Raw genomic sequence first — 25,374 nt, forward strand, 5'->3', positions numbered from 1 at the left:
AGACACCATGTCCCGAAAGATGATCACCGCCGCCGTAGCCGCCGTCCTCCTGGCCTCGGCCTGCGGCGCCCCCGACAGCCCGGACGGCAACGACGGCGGGTCCGTCACCGTCAACATCCTCGACGTGGCCGGCAATCTTCAGCTGACTCAGGGGATGATCGACGAGTTCGTGGCCAAGAACAAGGACCAGATCGGCAAGGTCACCTACTCCAAGGCCACCGCGCCCGAGCTGGTCGGCAAGATCAAGGCGCAGCAGAACGCGAACCGGGTCGACATCGACCTCGTGCTGACCGGCGTCGACGGCCTGGCCGCCGGCATCGAGCAGGGCCTGTGGACGCCGCTGGCCGACGCCAGGACGAAGTTGCCCGGCATGGCCACGTACTCCGAGGGCGCCGCCGCCATGCAGAAACTGGCCGGCGACTTCGGCGTCACCGTCACCTACTACCCGTCGGGCCCGCTGATCGAATATCTGCCGGCCAAGGTCCCGGATCCGCCGAAGACCGCCGAGGACCTTCTGGCGTACGCCAAAGCGAACCCCGGCGCCGTGCAGTACGCCCGCCCGTCCAACTCCGGACCGGGCCGCACCCTGCTCATGGGCCTGCCCTACCTGCTGGGTGACAGCGACCCCAAGGACCCGGAGAACGGCTGGGCCAAGACCTGGCAATATCTGGCCGAGCTCAACAAATACGTGACGCTCTATCCGTCGAGCACCAGCGAGACGATGAAGAACCTGGCCAACGGCTCGGCGAAGATCATCGCGACCACCACCGGCTGGGACATCAACCCGCGCGTGCTCGGCACCGTGCCCAAGGAGGCCAAGGTCCAGGCCCTGGACGGATTCCACTGGGTGACCGACGCCCACTACGCGGTGATCCCCAAGGGCGTCCCGGCCGGCAAGCAGGCCACCATCCTCAACCTGCTCCAGGACATGCTGACCCCGCAACAGCAGGCCAAGGCGTACGACAAAGGCTATTTCTATCCCGGCCCGGCGGTGAAGGACGTGACCCTGGACATGGCGCCGGCCGAGAGCAAACAGGCGATTGAGGAGTACGGCCGGCCCGAGTACGAGAAGCTCATCGCGGACAACCCGCTCGAGGTGCCGCTGGACGCGAAGGCGCTGGTGGCGGCGTTCGACAAGTGGGACCGCGAGATCGGCGGCGCGAAGGTGAAGAAGTGACCACCTTCTCCGAGCTGCGCCTCGACGGGGTACGCCGGCGTTTCGGCGGCAAGGACGCCCTCGCCGGGCTGAGCCTGACGATCCGGCGGGGCGAGTTCATCGCCCTGCTGGGCCCGTCCGGCTGCGGCAAGTCGACGGCGCTGAACTGCCTGGCCGGCCTGCTGCCCCTGACCGACGGCAGCATCTGGCAGGACGGCGCCCGGCTCGACACGTTGCCCCCGGAGCGGCGCGGGTTCGGCATGGTCTTTCAGAGCTACGCGCTCTTCCCCCATTTGTCCGTACGCAAGAACATCTCGTTCGGCCTTCAGATGCGCCGCCTTCCCCGCGACGAGATCCGCCGCCGCACGGACGAGGCGATCAGGTTGGTACGCCTGGAGGAGCACGCCCGCAAGCTGCCGGGCCAACTGTCCGGCGGTCAGCAGCAGCGCGTGGCGATCGCCCGCGCCGTGGTGCTGGAGCCCTCGCTCGTGCTGATGGACGAGCCGCTGTCCAACCTCGACGCGAAACTGCGCCTGGAGATGCGTACGGAGATCCGGCGGCTCCACCAGTCGCTCGGCCTCACCACGATCTACGTGACGCACGACCAGGAGGAGGCCCTGTCGATGGCCGACCGCCTGGTCGTGCTGCGCGACGGCCGGGTCGAACAGATCGGCACCCCCGAGGACCTGCACAACCGCCCGGCGAACCGGCACGTGGCCGACTTCATGGGCTATCGCAACCTGCTGCCGATGAAGGTGAAGGCGGTGCACGGCGACACGGTGTCCGTCGACGGCTCGGGCCTCACCCTGGAGGGGACGGCGGTGGGCCCGGTCGCGGCCGGCGACGACGTGGTGGCCGGCATCCGGCCCGAGGACCTGCGCGCCGGCCCGCACGGGGTGCCGGTGACGGTCGAGGTCGTCGAGTACCAGGGACGTGAGTTGGCGGTCGAAGCCCGTACGGAAGAAGGGGTCGCCCTTTTCCTGCGCGCCGCCGAACGGCCGTCGCCCGGCGACCGGATCACGGTCACCGCTTCCCCCGACCGCGTCCTGGTGTTCCCGTGACGGCGACGCTTCCCGACCGGGACACGACGCCGGAGACGCGGGTGGCGCTGCGGCACCGCCTGGCCGAGCGCGGCATCGACCGGCAACTGCTGCTGCTCGCGCCGGCCCTGATCGGCGTGCTCGCGCTGTTCGTCTACCCCTTCGCGTACGGCATCGGCCTGTCCTTCCAGCCGGCCGAAGGCGGTGTCCTCGGGGCCTACCGAGCGTTCTTCACCGACGCCTACCAGCGCGACACCATCGCCACCACGCTCGGGCTGGCCCTGCCGGCGGCGATCCTGAACGTGGCCGCCTCGGTGCCGATCGCGTACCGGATGCGAGGCCGCTTCCGGGGGAAGCGCCTGATGACGACGGTCCTGGTCGTGCCGATCACGCTCGGCACCGTGCTGACGGCCGAAGGCCTGCTCAACTATCTGGGCCCGGCCGGCTGGTTCAACCGCGCGCTGATGACGATCGGCCTGACCGACGCGCCGGTGCGGTTGACGAACAACTACTGGGGCGTGTTCTTCTCGCTGGTCATCACCGGTTTCCCGTTCGCGTTCCTGCTGATCCTGTCGTATCTGTCGGGCATCGACCCGACCCTCGACCGGGCGGCGGCCACGCTGGGCGCCGGCTGGTGGCAGCGCTTCCGGCGGATCACCCTGCCGCTGCTGGCCCCCGGCCTGGCGACGACCTTCTGCCTGACCTTCGTGCTGGCGTTCAGCGTCTTCCCGTCGGCCGTCCTGGTCGGTGATCCGGCCGGCACGACAAGGGTCATCTCGATCGCCGCCTACCACGCCGCGTACGAGGTCTACGACTATCCGCTCGGCAGCGCCATCGCCGTGATCATGGGCCTGGTCGAGCTGGCGGTGGTCGCGGTGGTGCTCGGCCTGCGCTCACTGCTCTACACGGGATCGACGGGAGGTAAGGGATGAGATCGAAGATGACCGTCGGCGCCTGGCTGGTCTGGGGCGCGGTGGTGTTCTTCTTCGTCCACCTGGCCGGCGTGATCCTGTCGGTGGTGGTCAACTCGTTCGGCGAGCGCTGGTTCGACACGTGGCTGCCGCAGGGCTGGACAACGAAGTGGTACGCCTCGGCCTGGAACGAGTTCGGCCTGCTGCAGATCCTGGTGGTGACGCTGGAGGTGGCGCTGCTGGTGGTGGCGATCTCGCTCCTGGTCGGCGTCCCCGCCTCGTACGTCCTGGCCCGTCGCTCCTTCCCGGGCCGCCGCCTGGTCTACCTGCTGTTCCTGCTGCCGATCCTGATGCCACCCATCACGTACGGCATCCCACTGGCGACGGTGCTTTACAAGTACGGCTTGGCCGGCCACCTGGCCGGCGTGGTCCTGGCCAACCTGGTCCCGTCGATCCCGTTCGTGATCCTGACGATGACCCCGTTCATCGAGCAGATCGACCCGTCGGTGGAACGAGCGGCCCGCATGTGCGGCGCCCGAACGAGCCAGATCTTCGCCCGGATCCTGTCCCCCCTGCTGGTGCCGGGCATCCTGGCCGCCTCGATCCTGGTCCTGGTCCGCACGGTCGGCATGTTCGAGCTGACGTTCCTGACCGCGGGCCCCGACTCGCAGACGTTGGTGGTGGCCCTCTACTACTCGATGTCGGCCGCGGGCATCCGAGCCCAGCAGTCGGTGGACGCGATGGCCGTCATCTACACAGCCTCGATGCTGGTCCTGCTGGTCATAGCCCTACGTTTCGTCAACCCGACCCAGTTGGTGGCCCGCGTCAAGGAAGATCCAGAATGAGGTGACTTCCCGTCTCGCTCCAACGGAAGCCTCCGGCGCCATCGCCTTTGCCCGCCGCCCGCCCGTGCCTGAACCGTCGATTCGCGTCGTACTGCCATGTCGGCCTGGACGGTCGGCTTCGCCCGCACATGCGAGAATGACGGTTCGGCCCTGGCCGGACGAGACGCCTAAGATGACGTCTGATGACCAGTTCTGAACAGCGGTCCGCCGGTGAGACGGATGGCTGGACGCCCGCGGAAGAAGCCCTGCGACTGCTGGCCGGCGCTCCGGCCGAGCTGGACGTCGCCGTCAAAGGGCTCAGTCGCAGCAGTGGTGTCTACGCGTGGTGGGCTGCCCCGGCGGTCTTTCCCGATCTGCCCGGCCTGCCCAACGAGAACAACCCGTCGCTACGGCTGCTGTATCTCGGCCGGGCCACCAACCTGCGCGGGCGGATTCTTCGCAACCATCTCCGGCGGTCGGGCAGTTCGACTCTGCGCCGCACGCTGGCCGGATTGCTCCCGCACGAGGGCTATCGGACACAATGGACCGACCGCGTCGTCCTGGTGCCTGAGGATGAGGCACGGCTGACGCGATGGATGTACGCCCATCTGCGCCTGACCTTCGCCGAGGAACCCGAGCCGGTCCCCGTCGAGGCCGAGCTCGTCCGTCGCCTGCACCCGCCACTGAATGTGCACGGCGTCGATCCGGAACACCTTCAAGCGGCCGTTGTCGCCGCCAAGAACGCCTACAACGCCTCCAGCAGCCCGCCGAACTGAACTGTCGCTGCCCCGCCCCATCGAGTGATGTCACTTCACGGAGTACGCCAGTCCAGGCGCCGGGTCAGGATGGGCGCCAGAACGGCCCGGTTTGCCGCGCCGATCCCGTCCAGTGCCCGGTCCATGGTCTGCTCGGCGTCCTCGGGCAGCTCCTGGGCACCCACCATCGGCAGCATCAGCAGAAGCCGCTGCGCCCAGGTCAGCCTCTCGTCCGGCCGCCCCGCCGCCGAGAGAAGCTCGGCCCACGTCATCGCCGAGGTGAATCCGTGACCCTGAACGGAGGCGACCACCTTCGCCGTCCCGCCCGGCCGCTCCCGGACGAAGTCGATCGCCGGTTCGTCCTCGCAGTTGCGGTACACGATCCGAAGCCACACTTCCGCGCCGAGCCGCACCGAGACGACCGGCCAGCGTTCCGGATCGTCAAGAACGGCCGACACCGCGTCGCGGCCCTCCGCCGTCACCTCGAAGGCGTTGCCCGCCTCCGGGTAGGCGTTCAACGGGTCCGACAAGTAGCGCTCCCAGAAGGCCGGCCGCCGCACCAGGCCATCAGCGGCGTACACGACCGCGTGGCCGGGCGGAACCGGGCCGGTGTACCCAGGGATCGTGAACGCAGGTCCCGCGGTCGGCGACATGGCGGCATTCAACACGATCCCGGATCCGGGCGACGGAGCGAGGGCGTTGACGGAAGGGGGCATCATCGTGACAGCGCGAGCATGGGAGGAACTGTGGTTCAGTCCTTTGACGCGGTCGCCGCGTGGCGGGCCGCCGGCGAGGCCGGTGACGCCGCCGGGGCGGTCGCCGCCCTCGATCCTGAGGTCACATTGGTCTCGCCGATCACCGAACAGTTCACGTTCCGAGGGCATCGGCAGGTACAGACCTTGCTCGAGGTGGCCCTGACCGCCATCGACGACATCACCTACACCGACCAGGTCACCGAGGGCCGTACCACGGCGCTCTTCTACGAGGCGAGGATCGGCGCGACACGCCTGTTCGAAGCCCAGCGGCTGCGCTTGGGCGACAGCGGCCTGATCAGCGACATCACCCTCTACATCCGGCCGTTGCCGGCGCTCACTCTGCTGATGACCCGCCTCGGCCCCGAACTGGCCCGGCGCGACGGGCGACCCGGGCTGGCCCGGCTGATCCCGCTCGCCGGGGGCGTGATGCACTCGATGGCCACCACCGGCGAGCAGCGAATCATGCCGAGAGTGGCGCCCCGATAGCAGCGGGCGGTCCGCGGTGAAAACGGCGATCGTGATCCTGCTGGGCGCGCTGGCCGGCGCCGTTGCCGGCGCCGTGTTCGCCTGGGTGTTCGCGGACGGGTACGAGGCCGTCGACTCGATGATCGGCACCGGGTTCCTGGGCGCCCTGCTCGGCCGCCGTGGCCGTGGCCGTGGCCGTGACGCTGCGCCGCCGCCGGTGACGCGGACGCCTCAATAGCCGGTGACGCGGACGCCTCAATAGAAGCCGCCGCGGCGGTAAACCGAAGAGCGTTCCCCGGTTGACTTTGTTTCACGCCGATGACAGCGTTGTCATCGGCTTGTTCATCGTTGTAAACCGCGGCTAGGAGTGCGCGTGTTCCATCGATCCACCCCGCGACGCGGCCAAGCGGCCGCCACCGTCGCCATTCTGGCGGCCGGCCTCGCGCTGGCCGCCTCGTCACCCGCCGCTGCTCATGGGCCCAGCTCCACCGTGGTCTCCGGGAAAGCGCGGTTCGAGGTCCTCTCCCCCACCCTCATCCGCACCGAGTACGGGACGTTCACCGACGCGTCCACGTTCAACGTGATCGGCCGGGACTCCTTTGCTCCTGTGCGCTTCACGAAGCGTACGGACAAGGGCTGGCTGACCATCGACACCGGCGCTCTCACCCTGCGCTACAAGGTCGGCTCGGGCTCCTTCACCGCCGGCAACCTCGACGTCCGGCTGCGCACCGGCCAGCAGGTCGTGCAGGCCTCGCCGTGGGCCGGCCACTATCCGCCGAGCTGCGACGTCGGCGTGCTCTGCGAGGCCGAGGCACTCGATGTCCGCGGTCCGGGCGTGGCCACCGACCACCGGGACTTCACCGGCAAGGGCTTCACCGCCGGCTACACCGGCACCGGTGACGCCATCGTCTTCACCACCGCCGCCTCCGGCAGTCTCCAGCTCGCCGTCCGCTACGCCAACAGCACCGGCGGCGACGGCCAGAACGTCACCCGCACCCTGACCGTGGCGGTCGACGGGACCAACCAGACCCTGTCGCTGCCGCCCACCGCCAACTGGGACACCTGGGGCGTGGCCACCGTGCCGCTCCAGCTCAGCGCCGGCACACACCAGATCAGCGTGACCAAGGGCGCCAACGACACCGGCAACGTCAACATCGACAGCCTGGCGCTGATCCACGCGGGCGACGCCTACCCGGCGCCCACGCCCGCTCAGCCGCAGCCGTGCGCGTTCGGCACTGTCTGCGAAGCCGATCAGGGCACCCTGGCCGGCGGCGCCCGCACCGCGTCCGACCACAACGGATACGCCGGCGAGGGCTTCCTGGCCGGGCTCGAGAACACCAGCTCCTCGGCCGCGCTGACCGTGACCGGCGTGCCGTCCAGGGGCACCTACCGCGTGCAGGTCCGCTACGCCAACGGCAAGGCCGGCGCCCAGCCGGTGCAGACCCGCACGATGACCGTCAACGGCGCCACGGTGACGCTGCCGGCCACCTCGAGCTGGGACTACTGGCGTACCGTCGAAGCTCCTGTGACCTTGGACAAGGGCACCAACACGGTGACCCTGGCCTGCCCGACCGCGGCCAGCTGCAACGTCAACGTGGACACGATCGCGCTGGTCCGGGGCGGCACGCCGCTGCTGGCCCCGCACGCCGCGCTCGGCGGTTACCGCCGCGGCCTCGACGGCGTCAACGGCGCCGCCCTGACCGAGCCCGGCCTGCTCTACCAGGACGGCTGGTCGCTGCTCGACGACTCCGCGTCGGCGCTCTACAACACCAGGACCGGCAAGGTCACCCAGCGATCGGGGACGGCGCAGGACGGGTACGTCTTCGCGTACGGCCAGAACTACACCCGCGGCCTCTCCGAGCTGTCGAAGCTGACCGGCCCCACGAAGCTGCTGCCGAAGTGGGCGTACGGCGTCTGGTACTCCGAGTACTACGACCGCACCGCCGCCGAGTTCCAGGACATCGTCAAGCGGTTCAAGTCGGAGAACGTGCCGCTCGACGTGCTGATCGTCGACACCGACTTCAAAGCGCCGGACAAGTGGAACGGCTGGAACTTCGACGCCACCCGCTTCCCCGACTACACGGCGTTCCAGTCGTGGCTGAAGAAGCAGGGCATCAAGACCAGCTTGAACATCCACCCGAGCATCCTCGGCTCGGACCCGAAGTTCGCGCAGGCCCAGGCCACCGCCAAGGGCAAGCTCAAGAAGACCGGGTGCAACGGCGGGGCCGACTGCTACACCTTCGACTTCGGCGATCCCGACCAGTTGAAGGCGTACTTCGACCTGCACTCCTCGCTGGCCGACCCGGACTTCTGGTGGCTGGACTGGTGCTGCGACGCCTCCACCTCCACCCTGGCCGGCGTGACCGGCGACGCCTGGATCAACCAGCAGTACGCGGCCCGCGACGGCTTCGCGTTCTCCCGGGCGTACGGCTCGTTGCAGGCCGGCGGCTACGGCAACCCGACCGCGGTGCCGACCGGCCCGTGGGCCGACAAGCGCACCACGCTGCACTTCACCGGCGACACCGTGTCGACCTGGGAGACGCTGCAGGCGCAGGTCGGATATACCCCGGGTGAGTCGGCCGCGACCGGCCTGGCCGCGGTCAGCCACGACATCGGCGGCCACACCGGCGGCCTGTCGACCGAGAAGGGCGCCGAGCCGGACAGCACCAAGCTGCCGGACGACCTTTACGCCCGCTGGGTGCAGCTCGGCACGTTCCAGCCGATCGACCGCCTGCACTCCAACCACAGCGACCGCCTGCCCTGGCAGTACGGCCCGGCCGCCAACGCCTCGGCCAAGAAGTTCCTCCAGCTGCGCGAGAAGCTTCTGCCTTACACGTACGCGGCGGCCCAGAAGGCCACCCGCACGGGCACCCCGATCGTCCGCCCCATGTACTTGGCCTACCCGGGCCAGCAGGAGGCGTACGCCACGGCCGGCTCGCAGTACCTCTACGGCGACGACTTCCTGGTCGCCCCCGTGACCACCCCCGGCGAGACCGCGACCACCACGGTCTGGTTCCCGCCGGGCGACAACTGGAAGGACTACTTCACCGGCAAGGTCTATCGAGGCGGCACCACCCAGCAGATCACCTCGACCCTGGCCACGATGCCGGTGTTCGTCCGCTCCTGACCGCATCCCGCTCCGAGCGCGCCCCCGGCCACCGTCAGGCCGGGGGCGCGCCATCATGGACGCATGCGCCTGGTCTCCCTGCTCCCGTCCGCCACCGAGATCGTCTACGCCCTCGGCCTGGGCGACGACCTGGTCGGGGTGACCTTCGAGTGCGACGAGCCCCCGTCGGCTCGCACGGACAAGACGGTGGTGGTCGGCGGCCGCGACACCCGCGGCATGACCCCGGCCGAGATCGACGACTACGTGCAGACCCAGATGAGGAGCGGCCAGGACCTCTACACCCTGCACGCGGGCGCTCTGGCCGCCCTGGATCCCGAGCTCATCCTGACTCAGGACCTCTGCCGGGTCTGCGCGCTCCCGTCGGGTCACGTCACCGACGCTCTGGACCACCTGGGCTGCCGGGCCGACGTGCTGTCACTCGATCCGTACACCCTGGAGGAGGTCCTTCGGACCTTCCTCGAGGTGGGCGTAGCGGCCGGTGTGCCCGACCGGGCTGAGACCTTGGTCGCGGGCCTGCGGGCCCGCCTGGCCACGGTCAGCGCCGCCGTCGACGGCCGTACCCGGCCGAGGGTGGCGGTGGTCGAATGGGTCGATCCGCCCTTCACCGCCGGTCACTGGGTCCCCGACCTGGTCACGGCGGCGGGCGGCGTCGCGGTCGCGGCGCGTGGTGGGCAGCGCTCGGTCCAGACGACGTACGCCGACCTGGCCGCGGGAGATCCGGAGATCGTCCTGGTCACCCCGTGCGGCTTCCACCTGGACGGCGCCGCGCTCCAGGCCGCCGACGTGGTCCCCCACTTCCCCGGCGCGCAGGTGTGGGCCCTCGACGGCGACAGCCTGATTGTCCGCCCCGGCCCGCGCCTGATCGACGGCGTGGAGACGATCGCCGCGATACTGCACCCCACCGCGTTCCCGGCGGGCCCTAACCCGAGATCCGCTCGACGTCTTTCTTGAGGGCCTCGGCCTCCTGCTCGGTGACGTCCTTGAGCGCTTCCGCGACCTTGTCGAGCGGCACTCCGGCCCGGGTCAGCGCTTCCACCCACCGCTCATGAACAGACTTGTCGGCCACGTTCGACATACCCCCAGCCTGTCATTTCCGTCGTCCCGCCGTCCGCCCAACGCCGGAAACGCCCGAACCACGCCTCGCCGACGGCTACCGGGCGTTGAAGCAGAGGCCAGAACGCCTCGCCCGGTCGTGCCGAGCATGACGGATGCTGACGGCCCACCGAACAGGGAGCATCCGACATGACCTACGAGCCACCCACCCCGGCGGCCATGACAACTCCAGCACCCGATCCGGTCCCACCCCGGCGACCCCGCAGGGCCGGCCCGGTCTGGGTGATTCCCGCGGCGGCGATCGTCGCGCCGCCGGGACCCGAACTGTCCGCCGCCGATGTCAAACTCACCCCGAAGGTCGCCGAGAAGCAGTGCTTCGGTTCGGCCGGATGCAACGTGACGGTGAAGGTTCAGATGTCCTACGCGGGGCCGACGCTGAAGTCCAGCCGCACGAAGATCACAGCGAAGGTGACGGGCGTGGAGCGTGTCGGCTGACGTCGTCCGTAGCGTGATCGAGCGGAGAGCCGAGGAGGTGACGTGAGAGCCGAAGCGGCCGCTCTGCGGGACTTCATTTCTGATGTCTCCGAGGATGTGTACGCGGCCGGCTGGATGGCCGGCTGCGAATGGGACATCTGGCGGGCGTACACCGACTGGCTCGACGGCAAGCCTGCAGTCTGGGCACACGCGGACATCAGTGCACATATGCCGGCGCTGAATCGACTGCACAAGGCGGCGGGCGGATGGGTGTGGTGGCTGGACGACCCGGACGACGAAGTGGACGGCGAACGGTTCGTGTCCACCGACCGTTGGCTGCGGCTTCTCGATCTGCGGGAGCGGGCCGGCCGGCGGATCAGCAACGAAGATCTCGATCTGTCCGCCGGTGACGGCTAGCGCTGATACGCGGCCAGGCCTCAGTGGGCCAGGGCCGGCCGGCGGGACGGGACGGCCGACCAGCGGGCACGGGCGGCCTCGCGGACGCGCATGGCCCGGTAGAGCCAGTGCACGTCGCGGCCGAACGACCAGGTCAGGGAGCCCAGGGCCAGGGCGAGCACCGCGAACGCGGCGACGAAGGGCAGGAAACCGGCGGTGACCAGCGCCAGCGCGACGCCCTGCACGGCCGCGACCACCTTGCGGGAGAAGCGGGGCGGCAGCGCCGCGTTGAGCCACGGCCAGGCCCAGGCCGCCGCCACGAACGCGTAGCGGAAGGCGCCGATCGCGACCCACCACCAGCCGTAGCGGTCGCCGGCGTAGACGCTGAGCACCAGGATCAGGAACGCGTCGATCTCCATGTCGAACCGCGCGCCGAGCGCCGTCGTCGTGTTGGTGCGGCGGGCCACCTGCCCGTCCACGCCGTCGAGGGCGAGGGCCACGCCCGCGATCGCCACCAGGGCCGGGGTGCTGACCGGGTGGGTGAAGGAGGTCACCACCATCGCGGTCACACCGCCGACCAGGATCGCGCGGCTCAGGGTGACCGAGTTGGCCGCGCCGAGCTGCGTCATTCCGGCCCGGCCTAGCCCGGCGCCGAGCAGCGCGCACAGCACCAGGCCGTACGCCGCTCCGGCGACCAGCCCACCGGCCGTGAGCCCGAGGGTGCTGCCCAGCAGGGCCAGCAGGGCGAGCTGGGCGGCGAGCCCGAGAACCGGCCCGCGCGAGGGGCCTGCCGCTGCTTCCGCGGTACTGAGGGTCACCGTGGCTCCTCCCGTTCACAAGATCGGCCGCCGCGTATGGTTGCCGTCGTCAGCGCTTTACACGAGCGGAACCGGCGAACGGTTCAGCCGCTGAAGGGATCAACGCATGTCGGGTGACGCGGAAGCGTTCTGGCTCGCCGAGCCCGGCCGGGGCGAGATCCGCCCGGCGAAGGTGCGCGAACCCGGTCCGGACGAGGTGCTCGTGCGCACGCTCCACAGCGGCGTGAGCAGGGGAACCGAGACTCTGGTCTTCACCGGCCGGGTGCCCGAGAGCCAGTGGCCGTCGATGCGCGCGCCGTTCCAGGAAGGCGACTTCCCGGCCCCCGTCAAGTACGGCTACCTCAACGTCGGCGTCGTCGAGCAAGGACCGCGGGACCTTCTCGGCCGTACGGTCTTCAGCCTCTTCCCGCACCAGACGCGTTTCGTGGTGCCCGTGTCGTCGGTCACCGTCGTCCCGGATGACGTCCCCGCCGATCGCGCCGTGCTGGCCGGCACCGTCGAGACCGCCGTCAACGCTCTCTGGGACGCGGCCCCGCTGATCGGCGACCGCGTCGCCGTGGTCGGCGCGGGCATGGTCGGTGGTTCGGCCGCCGCGATTCTCGCGCGCTTTCCGGGGGTACGTCTCCAGCTCGTGGACATCGATCCGGCCCGTGCCGCCCTCGCCGCGCGGCTGGGCGTGCCCTTCGCCTCGCCGGACGAGGCCCTGGGCGACTGCGATCTGGTGATCCACGCCAGCGCGTCGGCGGCCGGATTGAAACGTTCGCTGGAGCTGCTGGCCCACGAGGGCACTGTCGTGGAGCTGAGCTGGTACGGCGACAAGCGGGTGGACGTGCCCCTGGGCGAGTTCTTCCACTCGCGGCGCCTGACCGTGCGCGGCAGCCAGGTGGGCGGCATCCGGCCGGACCACCGCCGCTCGTACGCCGACCGGCTCGCCCTCTCGCTCGATCTGCTCCGCGACGACCGGTTCGAGGCGCTGATCAGTGGACGGTCCCCGTTCGGGGACCTGCCCGCGGTCATGCCGCGCCTGGCCGACGGTAGCCTTCCGGCACTCTGCCACGTGATCGACTACAACTGAGGAGGAGCTGATCTTGTTCAGCGTCACCGTCCGCGACCACATCATGATCGCCCACAGTTTCTCGGGTGAGGTCTTCGGACCGGCCCAGAAGCTGCACGGCGCGACCTTCGTGGTGGACGCCACGTTCCGCCGGCCCGAGCTGGACGACGACAACATCGTCGTCGACATCGGCCGGGCGAGCGAGGAGCTGCACGCGATCTGCGGCGGGCTCAGCTACCAGAACCTCGACGACGACCCGGCGTTCAAGGGCGTCAACACGTCGACCGAGTTCCTGGCCAAGGTGATCGCCGACCGCCTGGCCGACAAGGCCGCCGCCGGCGACCTGGGCCCGGGCGCGGCCGGGCTGACCGGCATCTCGGTCACCCTGCACGAGTCGCACATCGCATGGGCCTCGTACGAGCGCGATCTGTGAGCTCACCACCTCTCTGGGCGGTGCTGCCGGGCGGGATCGACGACCCGGCGGCACCGAGCGGTGGCAACCGCTACGACCGGGCGGTCCTGTGCCGCCTGCACCGCGACGTCCACGAGCTGGCGATCGGCGGCACGTGGCCGTCGCCGAGCCCGGCCTCCCGGCGCGCGCTGCAGTGGGCGCTGGCCGACATCCCCGACGGCGCCCTGGTGCTCGTCGACGGCCTGGTCGGCTGCGGCGTGCCCGAGCTCCTGGCCCCGCATGCCGGCCGGCTGCGCATGGCCGTGCTCGTGCACCTGCCGCTGAGCGACGAGACCGGCCTCACCGCCGAGCAGGCCGCGGACCTGAGGGCGAAGGAACGCGCCGCCCTGCACCTGGCCACCACGGTGATCGCCACCAGCGAGGCCGCCGCCGCGCACGTGGCCGCCATGCACGGCCTGCCGCGGGTGGAGGTCGCCGCGCCCGGGGTGGGCCGGTTCCCCGCCGCCGAGCCGCACCCCGACGGCCACCGCCTGCTCTGCGTCGCCTCGGTCTCCCCCCGCAAGGGCCAGGACCTGCTGGTCGGCGCCCTCGAGAACGAGCTGCCCGGCCTGCGCTGGAAGTGCACGTTCGCCGGCGCCCTCGTCAATCCGGTTCCGTATCTGAGCGGCCGCATCCAGTTCGTGGGCCCGCTGGCCGGCGCCGATCTCGACGCCGCCTACGCCAACACCGACCTCTTCGTCCTGCCGTCCCGCAACGAGACGTACGGCATGGTGGTCACCGAGGCCCTGGCTCGCGGCATCCCCGTGCTGGCCACCGCCGTCGGCGGCGTGCCCGAGGCTCTGGGCACCACTCCCCTGGGCCTGCCCGGCATGCTCGTGCCCCCGGAGGACCGCACCGCCCTGGCCGCCGCCCTGCGCGACTGGCTCACCGACCCCGCCTTGCGCGCCTCCCTGCGCGCGGCCGCCCTCCAGCGCCGAGAGACCCTCCCCAGCTGGACCGCCACGGCCGAGCGCGTCACCGAGATCCTCGACGCCATGCCACCAGTTCCGCCGCCGCCCGCAACCCGGGCCGCGGCTCCGCCGATCGAAGGAGAGTCCGCATGACCGGTGAGTTCAGCGAGTCGTGGCTGGGGCTGCGTGAGCCGGCCGACGCCGACGCCCGCGCGGCCGACCTGGTCGGACGGCTCCCTCAGCCGATCCACGTGATCCGCGACCTGGGCTGCGGCACCGGCTCGCTGGGCCGCTGGCTCGCCCCCCGGCTGCCCACCCCGCAGCACTGGATCCTGGCCGACCGTGACCCGAAGCTGCTGCATTACGCGACCTCGCACCTGCGGCTGCCCGGCGTCACCGTCGAGGGCGCCCTCGGCGACGTCACGGCGCTGACCGCCGAGGATCTCGACGGCACCGACCTGGTGACCTGCTCGGCGCTGCTCGACCTGCTCACCGAGGACGAGATCGACTCGCTGGTGGCCGCCCTGGCCGCGGCGGGGACGGCCGCGCTGTTCACGCTCTCGGTGGCCGGCGAGGTCACGCTGGAGCCCGCGCGGCCGGAGGACCAGCTGGTCGAGGCCGCGTTCAACGCGCACCAGCGCCGCGTCGAGGGTGGCCGCCGCCTGCTCGGGCCGGACGCGCCGGCGTACGCCACCCAGGCCTTTGAGAAAGCGGGCGCCGCCGTGGTGACCCGGCCGAGCCCGTGGAAGCTCGGACCGGAGCGCCCGGAACTGACCGCGGAGTGGCTGCGCGGCTGGACCGGCGCCGCCCGTGAGCAGGAGCCGGAGCTCGCGCTGGACGACTATCTGGCCGCCCGTCTGGGTGACCTGCCGAGCGTGTCGGTCGGACATGTCGATCTTTTAGCGATCTTCGGCTGAACCCTTTGTGCCCGCCCCGGCGTACTAGGGGAAAGACGGGCTATCGAAGGGGACGGCGAAGTGACGCGATCGATCTGGGTGTGGCTGCGGATCCTGGGAGGGGCCGGGATCCTCGGTTTCCTCCTGTGGCGGCTCGGCACCGGCGCCTTCCTCGACGGCCTGCGGGTCATCGACGGCCCGTTGCTCGCCCTCGCGTTCGGCATCGGCGTGGTGACGACGGTCTTCAGCGCCTGGCGCTGGTGCCTGGTGGCCCGCGGCCTGGGCCTGCGGCTCTCGCTGGGCGGGGCGATCGCCGACTACTACAAGGCCCTGTTCCTGAACGCGGCCCTGCCCGGCGGCGTGCTCGGCGACGTCGACCGGGCGGTCACCCACGGCCGTGACGAGGGTGACGTCGCCAAGAGCGTGCGGGCCGTGGTCCTGGAGCGCACGGCCGGCCAGCTGGTCCTGATCGGCGTGGGCGTGACGGTGCTGCTCACGGTGCCGTCCCCCGTCCTGACGGCCCTCTCCCGGCACGGCGCCACCGTCGCGGTGGCCGTGACCGCGCTGGCCGCCGCCGGCGTGATCCTGCTGCTCGCCGTCCGCAAGCTGCGGCAGGGCGGCTCCCGGGTCGCCTCGGCGGTCCGCACCGGCGCCGCCGAGATCCGCACCGGCCTGCTGTCGCGCCGCAACTGGCCGGGCGTCACGCTGGCCTCGACCGTCGTGCTCGTGGGCCACCTGGCGACCTTCGTGGTGGCGGCCCGGGCCGCCGGCTCGACCGCCTCCCTGCTGCGCCTGGCCCCGCTGATGCTGCTGGCCCTGCTGGCCATGTCGCTGCCCCTGAACATCGGCGGCTGGGGCCCCCGCGAGGCCGTGACCGCCTGGGCCTTCGGCGCCGCCGGCCTCAGCGCCACCCAGGGCCTGACCACGGCCGTCGTCTACGGCGTCTTCGCCTTTGTGGCCGCCCTGCCCGGCGCGGCCGTGCTCCTGGTACGCGCGACCGCCGGCCTGCGCACCTCGCTCGCCGTACGCCGCGCCGTCCGCCTCTCCCCGGCCCCGGCCCTGCCGGTGCCCGTCTCCCCCGCGCCCGCCCTGCCGGTCCTCGTCTCGGCCGCCCCGATCGCGCCGGAGATGCTGCTCGGGCGCGAGCTGGCGCGCACCGGCGCCTGAGGGCGGCCCTGGGTGCCTTGGCTCTTACGCCGCGGCCCGTGGCCCCGACCGGGCCGCGGGCCTCAGCCCTGTCACACGGCCCTCTGTCCCACGGCCCTCTGCCCCACGGTCCTCTGCCCCACGGACTGGTCAGGCCGCCTGGAAGCGGTCGGAGAGGGCGTAGCGCAGCAGCACCACGTCACCGATCTGGCGCACCTCGGCCAGCGTGGCGCGGCGCCCCGGCCCCCAGGGGAAGTCGCCGTCGGTGACGAACCTCGGCGCCCGCGAGTCGCCCACGAAGAACGGCGCGACCACGAGCTGCAACTCGTCGGCCAGACCGGCGGTGAGGAACTGGGTGTGCATCCGCCCGCCGCCCTCGACCATCAGCCGGCGCACGCCCCGGGCGGTCAGGTCGGCCGTCACCAGACGCAGGTCGACCGGTTCGCCGCCGTCGACGACGGTGGCGACGTCGCCGAGCTTGGCCCGGGCCGATTCGACCGAGGGCGAAGCACAATAGACGATTTTGTCCACTTCGCCCACGGTGAAGAACTGGGCGCCGGGATCGATCGCGCAGCTGCCGGTCACGGTGACCTTGACCGGGTTGGCCGGCTCGCCCCGCGCGACCCGGGCGGCCCGCCGCTCGGCCGAGCGGACCAGCAGGCGCGGATCGTCCTGCCGGATCGTCGCGGCCCCGACGAGGATCGCGTCACAACCGGCACGAACCTCATCGACCCGGTCGAAATCGGCCTCGTTGGACAGCAGGAGCCGCTCCTGCGCCGCGTCATCGAGGTAGCCGTCGATGGACATGCCGCAGCTCAGCAACGTGTAAGGACGCTCAACCACCGATGACGCCTCCCGTCGAGCGACCATCGTCACCCTGGCCGAACAGTTGCGTCCAAGATAATCCGGGACACGATTACTGGCACGTTCGCAATCTGTTGCGGTGCGGTGACTCCGTCGGCGGGTATAGCGATCAACGGGGAACCAACGAGGAGGACCGATGATAGAAGCCACGGTGCGGCAGCAGGTGACCGTTCCGCTGCGGTTCGGGGACGGGTACGCGACGCCGGCCCGGGTGATGACCTTCGACGGCCTCGTCGACGGCAAGGAGCACCTGGCCCTCGGCCTGGGCGACTGGCAGAGGGCTCTGAAGAAGTCCGACGCGGGCGGCCGTGCCCCGCTGGTGCGCCCGCACAGCGAGTGCCTGACCGGGGACGTCTTCGGCAGCCAGCGCTGCGACTGCGGCCCGCAGCTGCGCGAGGCCGTGGAGCGGATCGCCGAGCAGGGCGGCCTCCTGCTCTACCTGCGCCAGGAGGGCCGCGGGATCGGCCTGTACGCCAAGCTGGACGCCTACGCGCTCCAGGACGCCGGTCTGGACACGTACGAGGCGAACGTCGCCCTGGGCCGCGGCGAGGACGAGCGCGACTACGCGCCGGCCGCGCAGATGCTGCTGGCTCTGGGCGCCGACCGGATCCGCCTGCTCAGCAACAACCCCGACAAAGCCCTGCAACTCGAGAAGAACGGGATCGACGTGACTCAGCGCATCCCGACCGGGGTCCACATGTCGCCGACCAATGTCCGCTACCTGGCGACGAAGGCGTCACACACGGCTCACACGATCGAGCTACCCCTTGCCGAGTAACTGATGCCCGGGGTCATCCGGCACCATGAGGGGATGGCGGACGACCCCGAGCTCATTCTCACCGCGGTCGACCAGGTGCCGTTCATCCTGGCCGTGTGCGAAGGCCCCGATCTTCGGGTGCTCCTGCTGAGCGGGGCCACGCGCGCCGTCCTGCCCGGCCGCGACTACCGAGGGCGGCCGATCCGCGACGTGATCAGCGACCTGGTCGGTCAGCAGATCGTCGACGCCTATTACGAGGTCAACCGCACCGGCCAGCCGTTCGAGGGCCGCGAGTGGCGGGTCCACCTGGACATGCCGGACGGATCGGTCCACGAGATGTTCGCCGACTTCACGATCACCCCGTGGACCGTGGACGGCGAACGCCGCGGCGTGATCGGCATCGGCACCGACGTCACCGAGGCGGTGCACAAGCGGCGGGCCGCGGCCGCCGACACCGAGCGGCTGCGCCGCCGCTACGAGGAGAGCCGCGAGGTCATCACGGCGCTCCAGCGCGAACTGCTCCCGGCCGGGCTCCCCGTCCTGCCCGGCGCCCAGATCGCGGCGAGTTACCTGCTGGCCGAGACCGACTCGGCGGCCGGCGGCGACTGGTTCGACGCGATCGTGCAGCCCGACGGCCGCCTGGCCCTGATCGTGGGCGACGTGGTCGGCCACGGTGTGGCCGCCTCCGGCGTGATGGGCCAGCTCCGCGCGGTCCTTCAGGACCGCCTCTACTCCGGCGCCTCGGTGACCGAGGCGATCGGCGCCGTGGACCGTTTCGCCGCCCGCCTGCCGGCGGCGCACGCGGCGACGGTCGCCCTGGCCGTGCTCGACACGGTCTCGGGCGCGGTCGAATACTGCACGGCCGGCCATCCGGCGCCCCTGGTCGTCGGCGGCGCCGGTGGCACGCGTTATCTGCACCTGACCGGGGCCGCCCCGCTCGGCACCGGCGGCTCCCTCGCCGTCGGGAAGGACCAGATAGAGGACGGGGACCTGCTTCTTCTCTACAGCGACGGCATCCTCGAGCGGCCGGGCCGCGACCACACGTCGAGCGCCGCCGAGCTGGCCCAGTCCGCCGCGGACAGCGCCGCCGGGCGGGCGCTGCGCGATCCGGAGGCCACCCCGGCCGAAAGGGTGTGCACGCAGACCGTCGAGCTGCTGGTGCGCGCGACGGGCCACGGCGATGACATCACGCTGCTCGCTGTGCAGCGCGTGACCCCCGTACCGGATCTGGCCCTTGATCTGCCGGCCGGGCCGGCCGTTCTCCGTGGTGCGCGCCACGAGCTTGGTGCGTGGCTGACCAAGGCGGGCGCCACCGACCAGGATGTCTTCGTGCTTCTGCACGCTATCGGGGAGTTGATGACCAACGCGGTCGAGCACGCGGCCGCCGCCGAGGGGTCGACGGTGACGGTGACGGCCACCCTGACGGCCTCGGGCGCGATCGAGGCGGTCGTGACCGACCGGGGCAAGTGGCGGGCGCCGACGCGGCAGGAGAACCGCGGGCGCGGGCTGGCTCTGACCGCACAGCTGGTCGAGAGCCTGACCGTGACGCACGACACCGACGGCACGGTCGCGCGGATCAGGCAGCCGCTGACCCGTCCGGCCCGGCTGCTGGACATGCGTGATCCCGCGACGCCGGCCCCGGCGCCGGCCGCGATCGAGTTCCGCATCGTCGAGCAGGAGGGTGACGACGAAGCACACGTACGGGTGGAAGGGCCGCTGGACTTCGAGACGGCGTCGCTCGCGCGGCGCGAGCTCTTGCGGCGCAGCCGGGGTGGAACTGTGCCTCTCACTGTGGAGTTGTCAACGGTGACGCATTTGTCCAGCGCCGGGGTCTCCGCGCTGCACCACGTCGCGGCTCAGCACGCGGCTCAAGGAGCGCCGCTGAGTCTCGTCGCGCCGCCGGGGTCACCGGCGCAGACGATTCTGGCACTCGTCGCGCTGCTCCATTGAGTTGTCCACAGGCCCGAAGTTATCCACAGGGCCCGAGCGGATTGTCGGTCCACCTCTCTAATATCGCTTCGTGACTTCGCCACCGACTCCCGCCTACGACGTCCTCAACCGCGTCTTCGGCTACCCCGACTTCCGTGGGCAGCAACGCGAGATCATCGAGCATGTCGTCGACGGCGGCGACGCGCTGGTGCTCATGCCCACCGGCGGCGGCAAGTCGCTGTGCTACCAGATCCCGGCGCTGGTCCGCCCGGGCACGGGCGTGGTGATCTCGCCGCTCATCGCCCTCATGCAGGACCAGGTCGACGCCCTGCGCACGCTGGGCGTGCGGGCCGGCTTCCTCAACTCGGCGCAGGACTACGACGAGCGCCGCCTGGTCGAGGCCGAGTTCGTCAACGGCGAGCTCGACCTTCTCTATGTCGCGCCCGAGGGCCTGGGCGTCGCGGCGACCCAGCGGCTGCTCGACCGCGGCAAGATCTCCCTGTTCGCGATCGACGAGGCGCACTGCGTCTCGCAGTGGGGCCACGACTTCCGGCCCGACTACCTGGGCCTGTCGATGCTGCACGAGCGCTGGCCCGACGTGCCGCGCATCGCGCTGACCGCCACGGCGACCAGCGCCACCCGCGAGGAGATCGCGACCCGCCTGCGCCTCGACGACGCCCGCCACTTCACGGCGAGCTTCGACCGGCCCAACATCCAATACCGCATCGTGCCGAAGAACGAGCCGCGCAAGCAGCTGCTCGACCTGCTGCGCACCGAGCACCCCGGCGACTCCGGCATCGTCTACTGCCTCTCGCGGGCCTCGGTGGAGAAGGTCGCCGAGTTCCTCAACCAGAACGGCGTCACCGCGTTGCCCTACCACGCGGGGCTCGACAACCGGGTCCGCGCGGCCAACCAGTCCCGCTTCCTGCGTGAGGACGGCCTGGTCATGGTGGCGACGATCGCTTTCGGCATGGGCATCGACAAACCGGATGTACGCTTTGTCGCCCACCTCGATCTGCCGAAATCGGTCGAGGGCTACTACCAGGAGACGGGCCGGGCGGGGCGCGACGGCCAGCCGTCGACGGCCTGGCTGGCGTACGGGCTCCAGGACGTGGTCCAGCAACGCAAGATGATCGAGAGCTCGGACGGGGACGTCAACTTCCGCCGCAACGCCTCGAAACACCTCGACGCCATGCTCGCCCTCTGCGAGACGGTGTCGTGCCGCCGGTCCGAGCTGCTGGCCTATTTCGGTCAGGACCAGTCCGGCGACAACTGCGGCAACTGCGACACCTGCCTGGCCCCGCCGGAGTCGTGGGACGCCACGGTGGCCGCGCAGAAACTCCTGTCGACGGTGCTGCGGCTCCAGCGCGAGCGGGGCCAGAAATTCGGCGCCGGCCAGTCCATCGACATCCTGGTCGGCAAGCAGACCGACAAGATCAAGCAGTTCCGCCACGACCAGCTCTCGGTCTTCGGCATCGGCACCGAACTGCGCGAGACCGAGTGGCGCGGCGTCGTGCGGAAGCTTCTGGCCGCGGGCCATCTGGCCGTCGAGGGTGAGTACGGCACGTTGGTGCTCACCGAGAGCAGCGCGGAGGTCCTCCGCGGTCAGGCGAAGGTCGCGATGCGCCGGGAGGTGGCCCCGGTCAAGACCAGGGCCCCGAAACAGCGCGCGGCCGCGGCGGCTCCGGCGGCCGACCTGTCACCGGCCGCCACCTCGGTCTTCGAGCGTCTGCGGACGTGGCGAGGGGCGACGGCGAAGGAGCAGGGCATGCCCGCGTACGTCATCTTCCACGACGCCACGCTGCGGGCGATCGCCGCGCTCAACCCCACGACCCTGTCCGAGCTGGGCACGGTGAGCGGTGTCGGCCAGAGCAAGCTGGCCAAGTTCGGCCAGCAGGTCCTGGACACCCTCCACGGCGACGGCGCCCCCGCAGCTCCCGCCACGCCACCGCCCGCCGCCCGCATCGCCTCCCGCTTCGGCGACGACCCCGCGCCGGCCGCGGCAGAGGGCCGGGGCGCGGCAGCGGGGCCAGGCGCGGCGGCAGCCGTCGGCGCGGCGGCCCGCGGCGGTGCGGGCGGAGCCGCTGCGGGCCAGGCGGGCGAGGCCTATCCGTTCGACTTCAGTGAGGAGCCGCCGGACGATTTCGACTACGACTTCGACGCGCCGCCGCCGGACCACCACTGACGAAGGGCCGGGCTACTGGGATGTCACGTTGACCATCCAGTGGATGCCGTACTTGTCCTTCAGCTGGCCGAACGTGTCGCCCCACATCTGCTTCTCGAAGGGGACCTCGATCTCGGCGCCGTCGGCCAGCTTCGACCACACGTCCTCCAGGCCTTCGCCCGTGTCGCCGGACAGGCTGCAGACGATCGTGTTGCCGGGGGTCGTGGTGCTGCCGGGCGGGGCGTCGGCGCCCATGATGGTGTAGCCCTGCGGGGTCTCCAAGCGGCCGTGCATGATGCGGTCCGCCGTTGTGGGGTCGGGGGCGCCGAACTCGCCGTACGTGTTGACCGTCAGGTCGCCGCCGAAGACGGACTTGTAGAAGTCGAGCGCCTCTCGGGTCTTGCCGTCGAAGATCAGGTAGGGGTTGAGCCGGGATGCCATCGCGGACTCCTTTGGCTGTGAAGGCCTGTCCCGGCTGACGCTAGACCTCACCTTCGGCGGACATCAGCCGGAAGAGTGAGATGTACCCGGTCGTGACGAGGCCCCGGCGGCTCGGGTGAGCGACCGGGGCCGAAAGAGGGAACGGGTCAGCGGTGATCGGAACCGGTCGATGAGATCGCCGCGCGGCCGGCCTCCAGGCGGGCGATCGGCACGCGGAACGGGGAGCAGGACACGTAGTCGAGGCCCACCTCGTGGAAGAAGTGCACCGACTCCGGGTCGCCGCCGTGCTCGCCGCAGACGCCCAGCTTCAGGCCGGGACGGGTCGCCCGGCCCTCGTCGGCGGCGATGCGGACCAGGCGGCCCACGCCGTCGCGGTCGATCGACTCGAACGGGGAGATGCCGAAGATGCCCAGCTCCAGGTAGCGCCAGAAGAACGCGCCCTCCACGTCGTCGCGGGAGAAACCCCAGCCCATCTGGGTCAGGTCGTTCGTGCCGAACGAGAAGAACTCGGCCGCCTCCGCGATCTGGCCGGCCGTCAGCGCCGCCCTCGGCACCTCGATCATCGTGCCGATCAGGACCTCGACGCCCGAGGAGCCGACCACCTCCGCGATGATCCTCTCGGCTTCGGCCCGGACCGTCTCCAGTTCCTGGACCGCGCCGACCAGCGGCACCATGATCTCCGGGCGGGGGTGGCCGCCCTCGCCCGCCAGCGCCACCGCCGCCTCCGCGATCGCCCGCACCTGCATCGCGAACAAGCCGGGGATCACCAGGCCGAGGCGGACGCCGCGCAGGCCCAGCATCGGGTTCGACTCGTGCATGCGCCGCACCGCCGCCAGCATCCGCTCGTCGTGCTCGGCCTCCTCGCCGCGCTCCTTCGCCACCGCCACCTGCACCGCCAGGTCCTCCAAGGACGGCAGGAACTCGTGCAGCGGCGGGTCGATCAGCCGGACCGTCACCGGCAGGCCGTTCATCTCGCGGAAAATGTCCAGGAAGTCCGCCCGCTGCAACGGCTGCAGCGCGCTCAGCGCGTCGTTGCGCTCGGCGTCCGTCCGGGCCAGGATCAACCGCTCCACCAGGGGGCGGCGGTCGCCCAGGAACATGTGCTCGGTGCGGCACAGCCCGATGCCCCGGGCCCCGAAGCGGCGCGCCCGGGCCGCGTCGGCCCCCGTGTCGGCGTTCGTCCGCACGGCCAGGCTCGCCGCCGAATCCGCGTGCGTCATCAACAGGTGCACCGCCGCCACCAGCGGCTCGTTGGCCAGGGCCGGGTCGAGGTCACCCTCGAAGTACTGCACCACCTCGGACGGCTGCACCGGCACCTCGCCCAGGTAGACCCGGCCGGTCGTGCCGTCGATCGACACCGTGTCGCCCTCGTGGACGACCTGGCCGTTCACCGTGAACTGGTCGCGGCCGACCTCCATCTCGTCGGCGCCGCACACGCACGTCTTGCCCATGCCGCGGGCCACCACCGCCGCGTGGGAGGTCTTGCCGCCGCGGGAGGTCAGGATGCCCTGCGCCGCGATCATGCCGGGCAGGTCGTCGGGGTTCGTCTCCCGGCGTACGAGAATGACCGATTTGCCCTCGGCAGCCGCCGCGACCGCGGCCGCCGCCGTGAAGACGACCTCGCCCGAGGCCGCTCCCGGTGACGCGCCGACACCGCGGGTGATCGCCGACGGCGAGCCCGACAGGTCGAACCGGGGGAACATCAGCTGGCCCAGCTGACCGCCCGAGACCCGGGTGAGCGCCTCGTCCAGGTTGATCATGCCCTCGTCCACGAGCTGGGCCGCGATGGTGAAGGCGGCCGCCGCCGTCCGCTTGCCGACGCGGGTCTGCAGCATCCACAGCTTGCCGCGTTCGATCGTGAACTCGATGTCGCACAGATCGTGGTAGTGCCCCTCGAGGCGGGCCATGATGGCGAGCAGCTCGTCGTACGACCTCTTGTCGATCTTCTCGAGGTCCTGCAACGGCACCGTGTTGCGGATGCCGGCGACCACGTCCTCGCCCTGCGCGTTCTGCAGGTAGTCGCCGTAAATGCCGCTCTCGCCGGTGGCCGGGTCCCGCGTGAATGCGACGCCGGTGCCGGAATCGGCGCCGAGATTACCGAAGACCATGGCCACGACATTGACGGCCGTGCCCAGGTCGGCCGGAATGCGCTCCTGCCGCCGGTAGAGCACGGCCCGGTCCGCGTTCCACGAGCGGAACACGGCCGCGATGGCCAGATCCATCTGTTCGCGGGGGCTCTGCGGGAATTCGTGCCCGGTGTGTTTGGAGAAGACTTTCTTGTACGCCGTGACGAGCGCCTTGAGATCGTCGGCGTCGAGCTGGACGTCGTCCTTGACGCCCTTGCGCACCTTCGCGTCGTGCAGCGCGTCCTCGAACTCGTGGCCCGGAACGTCGCACACCGTCTTGCCGAACATCTGGATGAGGCGCCGGTACGAGTCCCACGCGAAGCGGTCGTTGCCGCCCGCCTGCCGCGACAACCCCTCGACCGACTCGTCGTTGAGCCCGACATTGAGGACAGTCTCCATCATGCCGGGCATGGAGAACTTGGCCCCGGAACGCACCGATACGAGCAGCGGATCAGTGGGATCACCCAACGACCGCCCCATGGCCCGCTCCAGCGCGGCCAGATGATCATCGATCTGGGAGGAAAGACCCTCGACGTGAGCGCCGTCGGCGAGGTACCGCTGACACGCCACGGTGGTGATCGTGAAGCCGGCCGGGACGGGCAGGCCGAGGTTCGTCATCTCCGCGAGATTGGCACCCTTACCGCCGAGCAGATCCTTGAGATCCTTGTTGCCCTCGGCGAAGTCGTAGACGAACTTCTCCATGGCCAGTCACCTCCGGTTTCGATTCCGCGGCCGAACTGGTTTCTGCCCCGAGATTCGTAAGGCTATGCAGAGATCCGCCGAATAGTTAACTGTCCCGTGGGGTATTGCACAGGCCACCATCACCTCCTGTTCGGTAAGCGCTTTCTCCGCGCAGTTCCG

25 protein-coding genes are annotated in these 25,374 nt (G+C 70.7%); 19 read left to right on the forward strand and 6 right to left on the reverse strand.

All coding sequences use genetic code 11. From position 1 onward, the window contains the following. Nucleotides 1–7 precede the first annotated feature (7 nt). The 5 genes from ACFY36_RS31615 to ACFY36_RS31635 all read left to right on the forward strand — a co-directional run bounded on the left by ACFY36_RS31615 (nt 8) and on the right by ACFY36_RS31635 (nt 4,707). Nucleotides 8–1,177: an extracellular solute-binding protein gene (locus ACFY36_RS31615; protein WP_499749564.1), complete on the forward strand. Its 1,170-nt coding sequence runs from the start codon at nt 8–10 to the stop codon at nt 1,175–1,177. Then, nucleotides 1,174–2,217, forward strand: a complete 1,044-nt coding sequence (locus ACFY36_RS31620) for an ABC transporter ATP-binding protein (protein WP_499749565.1) — start codon at nt 1,174–1,176, stop codon at nt 2,215–2,217. Before ACFY36_RS31615 ends, ACFY36_RS31620 begins: the two co-directional genes overlap by 4 nt. Beyond that, nucleotides 2,214–3,128 (forward strand): ABC transporter permease, encoded by a 915-nt coding sequence (locus ACFY36_RS31625; protein ID WP_499749566.1) that lies wholly within the window; start codon nt 2,214–2,216, stop codon nt 3,126–3,128. Before ACFY36_RS31620 ends, ACFY36_RS31625 begins: the two co-directional genes overlap by 4 nt. Then, the gene (locus tag ACFY36_RS31630) at nt 3,125–3,952 is read left to right on the forward strand and encodes an ABC transporter permease (protein WP_499749567.1); all 828 of its coding nucleotides are present in this window, start codon (nt 3,125–3,127) and stop codon (nt 3,950–3,952) included. The genes ACFY36_RS31625 and ACFY36_RS31630 overlap by 4 nt, the downstream gene beginning before the upstream one ends. Nucleotides 3,953–4,134: 182 nt before the next feature. Beyond that, on the forward strand, nt 4,135–4,707 hold the full coding sequence (locus ACFY36_RS31635; RefSeq protein WP_499749568.1) for a GIY-YIG nuclease family protein: 573 nt from the start codon (nt 4,135–4,137) through the stop codon (nt 4,705–4,707). Nucleotides 4,708–4,742: 35 nt separating this feature from the next. Here ACFY36_RS31635 and ACFY36_RS31640 read toward each other — a convergent pair whose 3' ends face one another. Continuing rightward, complete coding sequence (locus ACFY36_RS31640; protein ID WP_499749569.1) at nt 4,743–5,339, reverse strand: PIN domain-containing protein; 597 nt, start codon at nt 5,337–5,339, stop codon at nt 4,743–4,745. A gap of 93 nt (nt 5,340–5,432) precedes the next feature. Here ACFY36_RS31640 and ACFY36_RS31645 point away from each other — a divergent pair, with 93 nt between their 5' ends. The 4 genes from ACFY36_RS31645 (at nt 5,433) to ACFY36_RS31660 (ending at nt 9,984) form a co-directional block, all read left to right on the forward strand. Beyond that, nucleotides 5,433–5,927 carry a hypothetical protein gene (locus tag ACFY36_RS31645; protein WP_499749570.1) on the forward strand — a complete coding sequence of 165 codons (495 nt, stop codon included), beginning with the start codon at nt 5,433–5,435 and terminating at the stop codon, nt 5,925–5,927. A gap of 16 nt (nt 5,928–5,943) precedes the next feature. Next, nucleotides 5,944–6,144: a hypothetical protein gene (locus ACFY36_RS31650; protein ID WP_499749571.1), complete on the forward strand. Its 201-nt coding sequence runs from the start codon at nt 5,944–5,946 to the stop codon at nt 6,142–6,144. Nucleotides 6,145–6,279: 135 nt separating this feature from the next. Beyond that, nucleotides 6,280–9,033: a TIM-barrel domain-containing protein gene (locus ACFY36_RS31655; RefSeq protein WP_499749572.1), complete on the forward strand. Its 2,754-nt coding sequence runs from the start codon at nt 6,280–6,282 to the stop codon at nt 9,031–9,033. A 63-nt stretch (nt 9,034–9,096) separates the two neighbouring features. Further along, a complete protein-coding gene (locus tag ACFY36_RS31660; protein ID WP_499749573.1) occupies nt 9,097–9,984 on the forward strand; it encodes an ABC transporter substrate-binding protein in 888 nt (295 codons plus the stop codon). Here the strand turns inward: ACFY36_RS31660 and ACFY36_RS31665 are convergent. Continuing rightward, nucleotides 9,953–10,108 (reverse strand): hypothetical protein, encoded by a 156-nt coding sequence (locus ACFY36_RS31665; protein ID WP_498700156.1) that lies wholly within the window; start codon nt 10,106–10,108, stop codon nt 9,953–9,955. The genes ACFY36_RS31660 and ACFY36_RS31665 overlap by 32 nt on opposite strands. A 167-nt stretch (nt 10,109–10,275) precedes the next feature. On the opposite strand from ACFY36_RS31665, the gene ACFY36_RS31670 reads away from it, so the two are divergent. Together ACFY36_RS31670 and ACFY36_RS31675 are read left to right on the forward strand one after the other, a co-directional pair. Then, nucleotides 10,276–10,581 (forward strand): hypothetical protein, encoded by a 306-nt coding sequence (locus ACFY36_RS31670; protein ID WP_499749574.1) that lies wholly within the window; start codon nt 10,276–10,278, stop codon nt 10,579–10,581. A gap of 42 nt (nt 10,582–10,623) precedes the next feature. Next, complete coding sequence (locus ACFY36_RS31675) at nt 10,624–10,977, forward strand: hypothetical protein (protein ID WP_499749575.1); 354 nt, start codon at nt 10,624–10,626, stop codon at nt 10,975–10,977. Between the two features lie 20 nt (nt 10,978–10,997). Here ACFY36_RS31675 and ACFY36_RS31680 read toward each other — a convergent pair whose 3' ends face one another. Continuing rightward, a complete protein-coding gene (locus ACFY36_RS31680) occupies nt 10,998–11,774 on the reverse strand; it encodes a CDP-alcohol phosphatidyltransferase family protein (protein ID WP_499749576.1) in 777 nt (258 codons plus the stop codon). A 106-nt stretch (nt 11,775–11,880) separates the two neighbouring features. On the opposite strand from ACFY36_RS31680, the gene ACFY36_RS31685 reads away from it, so the two are divergent. From ACFY36_RS31685 to ACFY36_RS31705, 5 genes are read left to right on the forward strand one after another with little or no spacing between them, the layout of a single operon-like run. After that, on the forward strand, nt 11,881–12,849 hold the full coding sequence (locus ACFY36_RS31685; protein ID WP_499749577.1) for a zinc-dependent alcohol dehydrogenase: 969 nt from the start codon (nt 11,881–11,883) through the stop codon (nt 12,847–12,849). Between the two features lie 13 nt (nt 12,850–12,862). Next, complete coding sequence (locus ACFY36_RS31690; RefSeq protein ID WP_360255651.1) at nt 12,863–13,261, forward strand: 6-pyruvoyl trahydropterin synthase family protein; 399 nt, start codon at nt 12,863–12,865, stop codon at nt 13,259–13,261. Continuing rightward, the gene (locus ACFY36_RS31695; RefSeq protein WP_499749578.1) at nt 13,234–14,343 is read left to right on the forward strand and encodes a glycosyltransferase family 4 protein; all 1,110 of its coding nucleotides are present in this window, start codon (nt 13,234–13,236) and stop codon (nt 14,341–14,343) included. The genes ACFY36_RS31690 and ACFY36_RS31695 overlap by 28 nt, the downstream gene beginning before the upstream one ends. Further along, nucleotides 14,340–15,107 carry a class I SAM-dependent methyltransferase gene (locus tag ACFY36_RS31700; protein WP_499749579.1) on the forward strand — a complete coding sequence of 256 codons (768 nt, stop codon included), beginning with the start codon at nt 14,340–14,342 and terminating at the stop codon, nt 15,105–15,107. The genes ACFY36_RS31695 and ACFY36_RS31700 overlap by 4 nt, the downstream gene beginning before the upstream one ends. 42 nt (nt 15,108–15,149) lie before the next feature. Beyond that, nucleotides 15,150–16,253, forward strand: coding sequence for a lysylphosphatidylglycerol synthase transmembrane domain-containing protein (locus ACFY36_RS31705; RefSeq protein WP_499749859.1), 1,104 nt, complete (start codon nt 15,150–15,152; stop codon nt 16,251–16,253). Between the two features lie 129 nt (nt 16,254–16,382). Here the strand turns inward: ACFY36_RS31705 and ACFY36_RS31710 are convergent, their stop codons facing one another. Beyond that, complete coding sequence (locus ACFY36_RS31710; RefSeq protein ID WP_499749580.1) at nt 16,383–17,075, reverse strand: RibD family protein; 693 nt, start codon at nt 17,073–17,075, stop codon at nt 16,383–16,385. A gap of 157 nt (nt 17,076–17,232) precedes the next feature. Between ACFY36_RS31710 and ACFY36_RS31715 the strand changes: the two genes are divergently transcribed. The 3 genes from ACFY36_RS31715 to recQ all read left to right on the forward strand — a co-directional run bounded on the left by ACFY36_RS31715 (nt 17,233) and on the right by recQ (nt 21,967). After that, nucleotides 17,233–17,874 (forward strand): GTP cyclohydrolase II, encoded by a 642-nt coding sequence (locus ACFY36_RS31715; RefSeq protein WP_499749581.1) that lies wholly within the window; start codon nt 17,233–17,235, stop codon nt 17,872–17,874. Between the two features lie 33 nt (nt 17,875–17,907). Beyond that, nucleotides 17,908–19,803, forward strand: a complete 1,896-nt coding sequence (locus ACFY36_RS31720; protein WP_499749582.1) for a SpoIIE family protein phosphatase — start codon at nt 17,908–17,910, stop codon at nt 19,801–19,803. 70 nt (nt 19,804–19,873) lie between these two features. Then, on the forward strand, nt 19,874–21,967 hold the full coding sequence (gene recQ, locus ACFY36_RS31725; RefSeq protein ID WP_499749583.1) for a DNA helicase RecQ: 2,094 nt from the start codon (nt 19,874–19,876) through the stop codon (nt 21,965–21,967). A gap of 12 nt (nt 21,968–21,979) precedes the next feature. On the opposite strand, the gene ACFY36_RS31730 is transcribed toward recQ, so the two are convergent. Together ACFY36_RS31730 and ppdK are read right to left on the reverse strand one after the other, a co-directional pair. Then, the gene (locus tag ACFY36_RS31730) at nt 21,980–22,387 is read right to left on the reverse strand and encodes a VOC family protein (RefSeq protein ID WP_499749584.1); all 408 of its coding nucleotides are present in this window, start codon (nt 22,385–22,387) and stop codon (nt 21,980–21,982) included. Nucleotides 22,388–22,533: 146 nt separating this feature from the next. Continuing rightward, nucleotides 22,534–25,215: a pyruvate, phosphate dikinase gene (ppdK, locus tag ACFY36_RS31735; protein ID WP_499749585.1), complete on the reverse strand. Its 2,682-nt coding sequence runs from the start codon at nt 25,213–25,215 to the stop codon at nt 22,534–22,536. Nucleotides 25,216–25,374: the final 159 nt, after the last annotated feature.

The organism is Actinoplanes sp. NPDC000266 (genome assembly GCF_042899005.1).
Taxonomy (GTDB): Bacteria; Actinomycetota; Actinomycetes; order Mycobacteriales; family Micromonosporaceae; genus Actinoplanes.

What these genes read in the sequence shown, in the direction of transcription:
- ACFY36_RS31670 (WP_499749574.1), top strand. Translation starts at nt 10,276, where the DNA reads ATGACCTACGAGCCACCCACCCCGGCGGCCATGACAACTCCAGCACCC.
- ACFY36_RS31665 (WP_498700156.1), bottom strand. Translation starts at nt 10,108, where the DNA reads ATGTCGAACGTGGCCGACAAGTCTGTTCATGAGCGGTGGGTGGAAGCG.
- ACFY36_RS31630 (WP_499749567.1), top strand. Translation starts at nt 3,125, where the DNA reads ATGAGATCGAAGATGACCGTCGGCGCCTGGCTGGTCTGGGGCGCGGTG.
- ACFY36_RS31720 (WP_499749582.1), top strand. Translation starts at nt 17,908, where the DNA reads ATGGCGGACGACCCCGAGCTCATTCTCACCGCGGTCGACCAGGTGCCG.
- ACFY36_RS31715 (WP_499749581.1), top strand. Translation starts at nt 17,233, where the DNA reads ATGATAGAAGCCACGGTGCGGCAGCAGGTGACCGTTCCGCTGCGGTTC.
- ACFY36_RS31635 (WP_499749568.1), top strand. Translation starts at nt 4,135, where the DNA reads ATGACCAGTTCTGAACAGCGGTCCGCCGGTGAGACGGATGGCTGGACG.
- ACFY36_RS31615 (WP_499749564.1), top strand. Translation starts at nt 8, where the DNA reads ATGTCCCGAAAGATGATCACCGCCGCCGTAGCCGCCGTCCTCCTGGCC.
- ACFY36_RS31660 (WP_499749573.1), top strand. Translation starts at nt 9,097, where the DNA reads ATGCGCCTGGTCTCCCTGCTCCCGTCCGCCACCGAGATCGTCTACGCC.
- ACFY36_RS31685 (WP_499749577.1), top strand. Translation starts at nt 11,881, where the DNA reads ATGTCGGGTGACGCGGAAGCGTTCTGGCTCGCCGAGCCCGGCCGGGGC.
- ppdK (WP_499749585.1), bottom strand. Translation starts at nt 25,215, where the DNA reads ATGGAGAAGTTCGTCTACGACTTCGCCGAGGGCAACAAGGATCTCAAG.
- ACFY36_RS31700 (WP_499749579.1), top strand. Translation starts at nt 14,340, where the DNA reads ATGACCGGTGAGTTCAGCGAGTCGTGGCTGGGGCTGCGTGAGCCGGCC.
- ACFY36_RS31695 (WP_499749578.1), top strand. Translation starts at nt 13,234, where the DNA reads ATGGGCCTCGTACGAGCGCGATCTGTGAGCTCACCACCTCTCTGGGCG.
- ACFY36_RS31640 (WP_499749569.1), bottom strand. Translation starts at nt 5,339, where the DNA reads ATGTCGCCGACCGCGGGACCTGCGTTCACGATCCCTGGGTACACCGGC.
- ACFY36_RS31730 (WP_499749584.1), bottom strand. Translation starts at nt 22,387, where the DNA reads ATGGCATCCCGGCTCAACCCCTACCTGATCTTCGACGGCAAGACCCGA.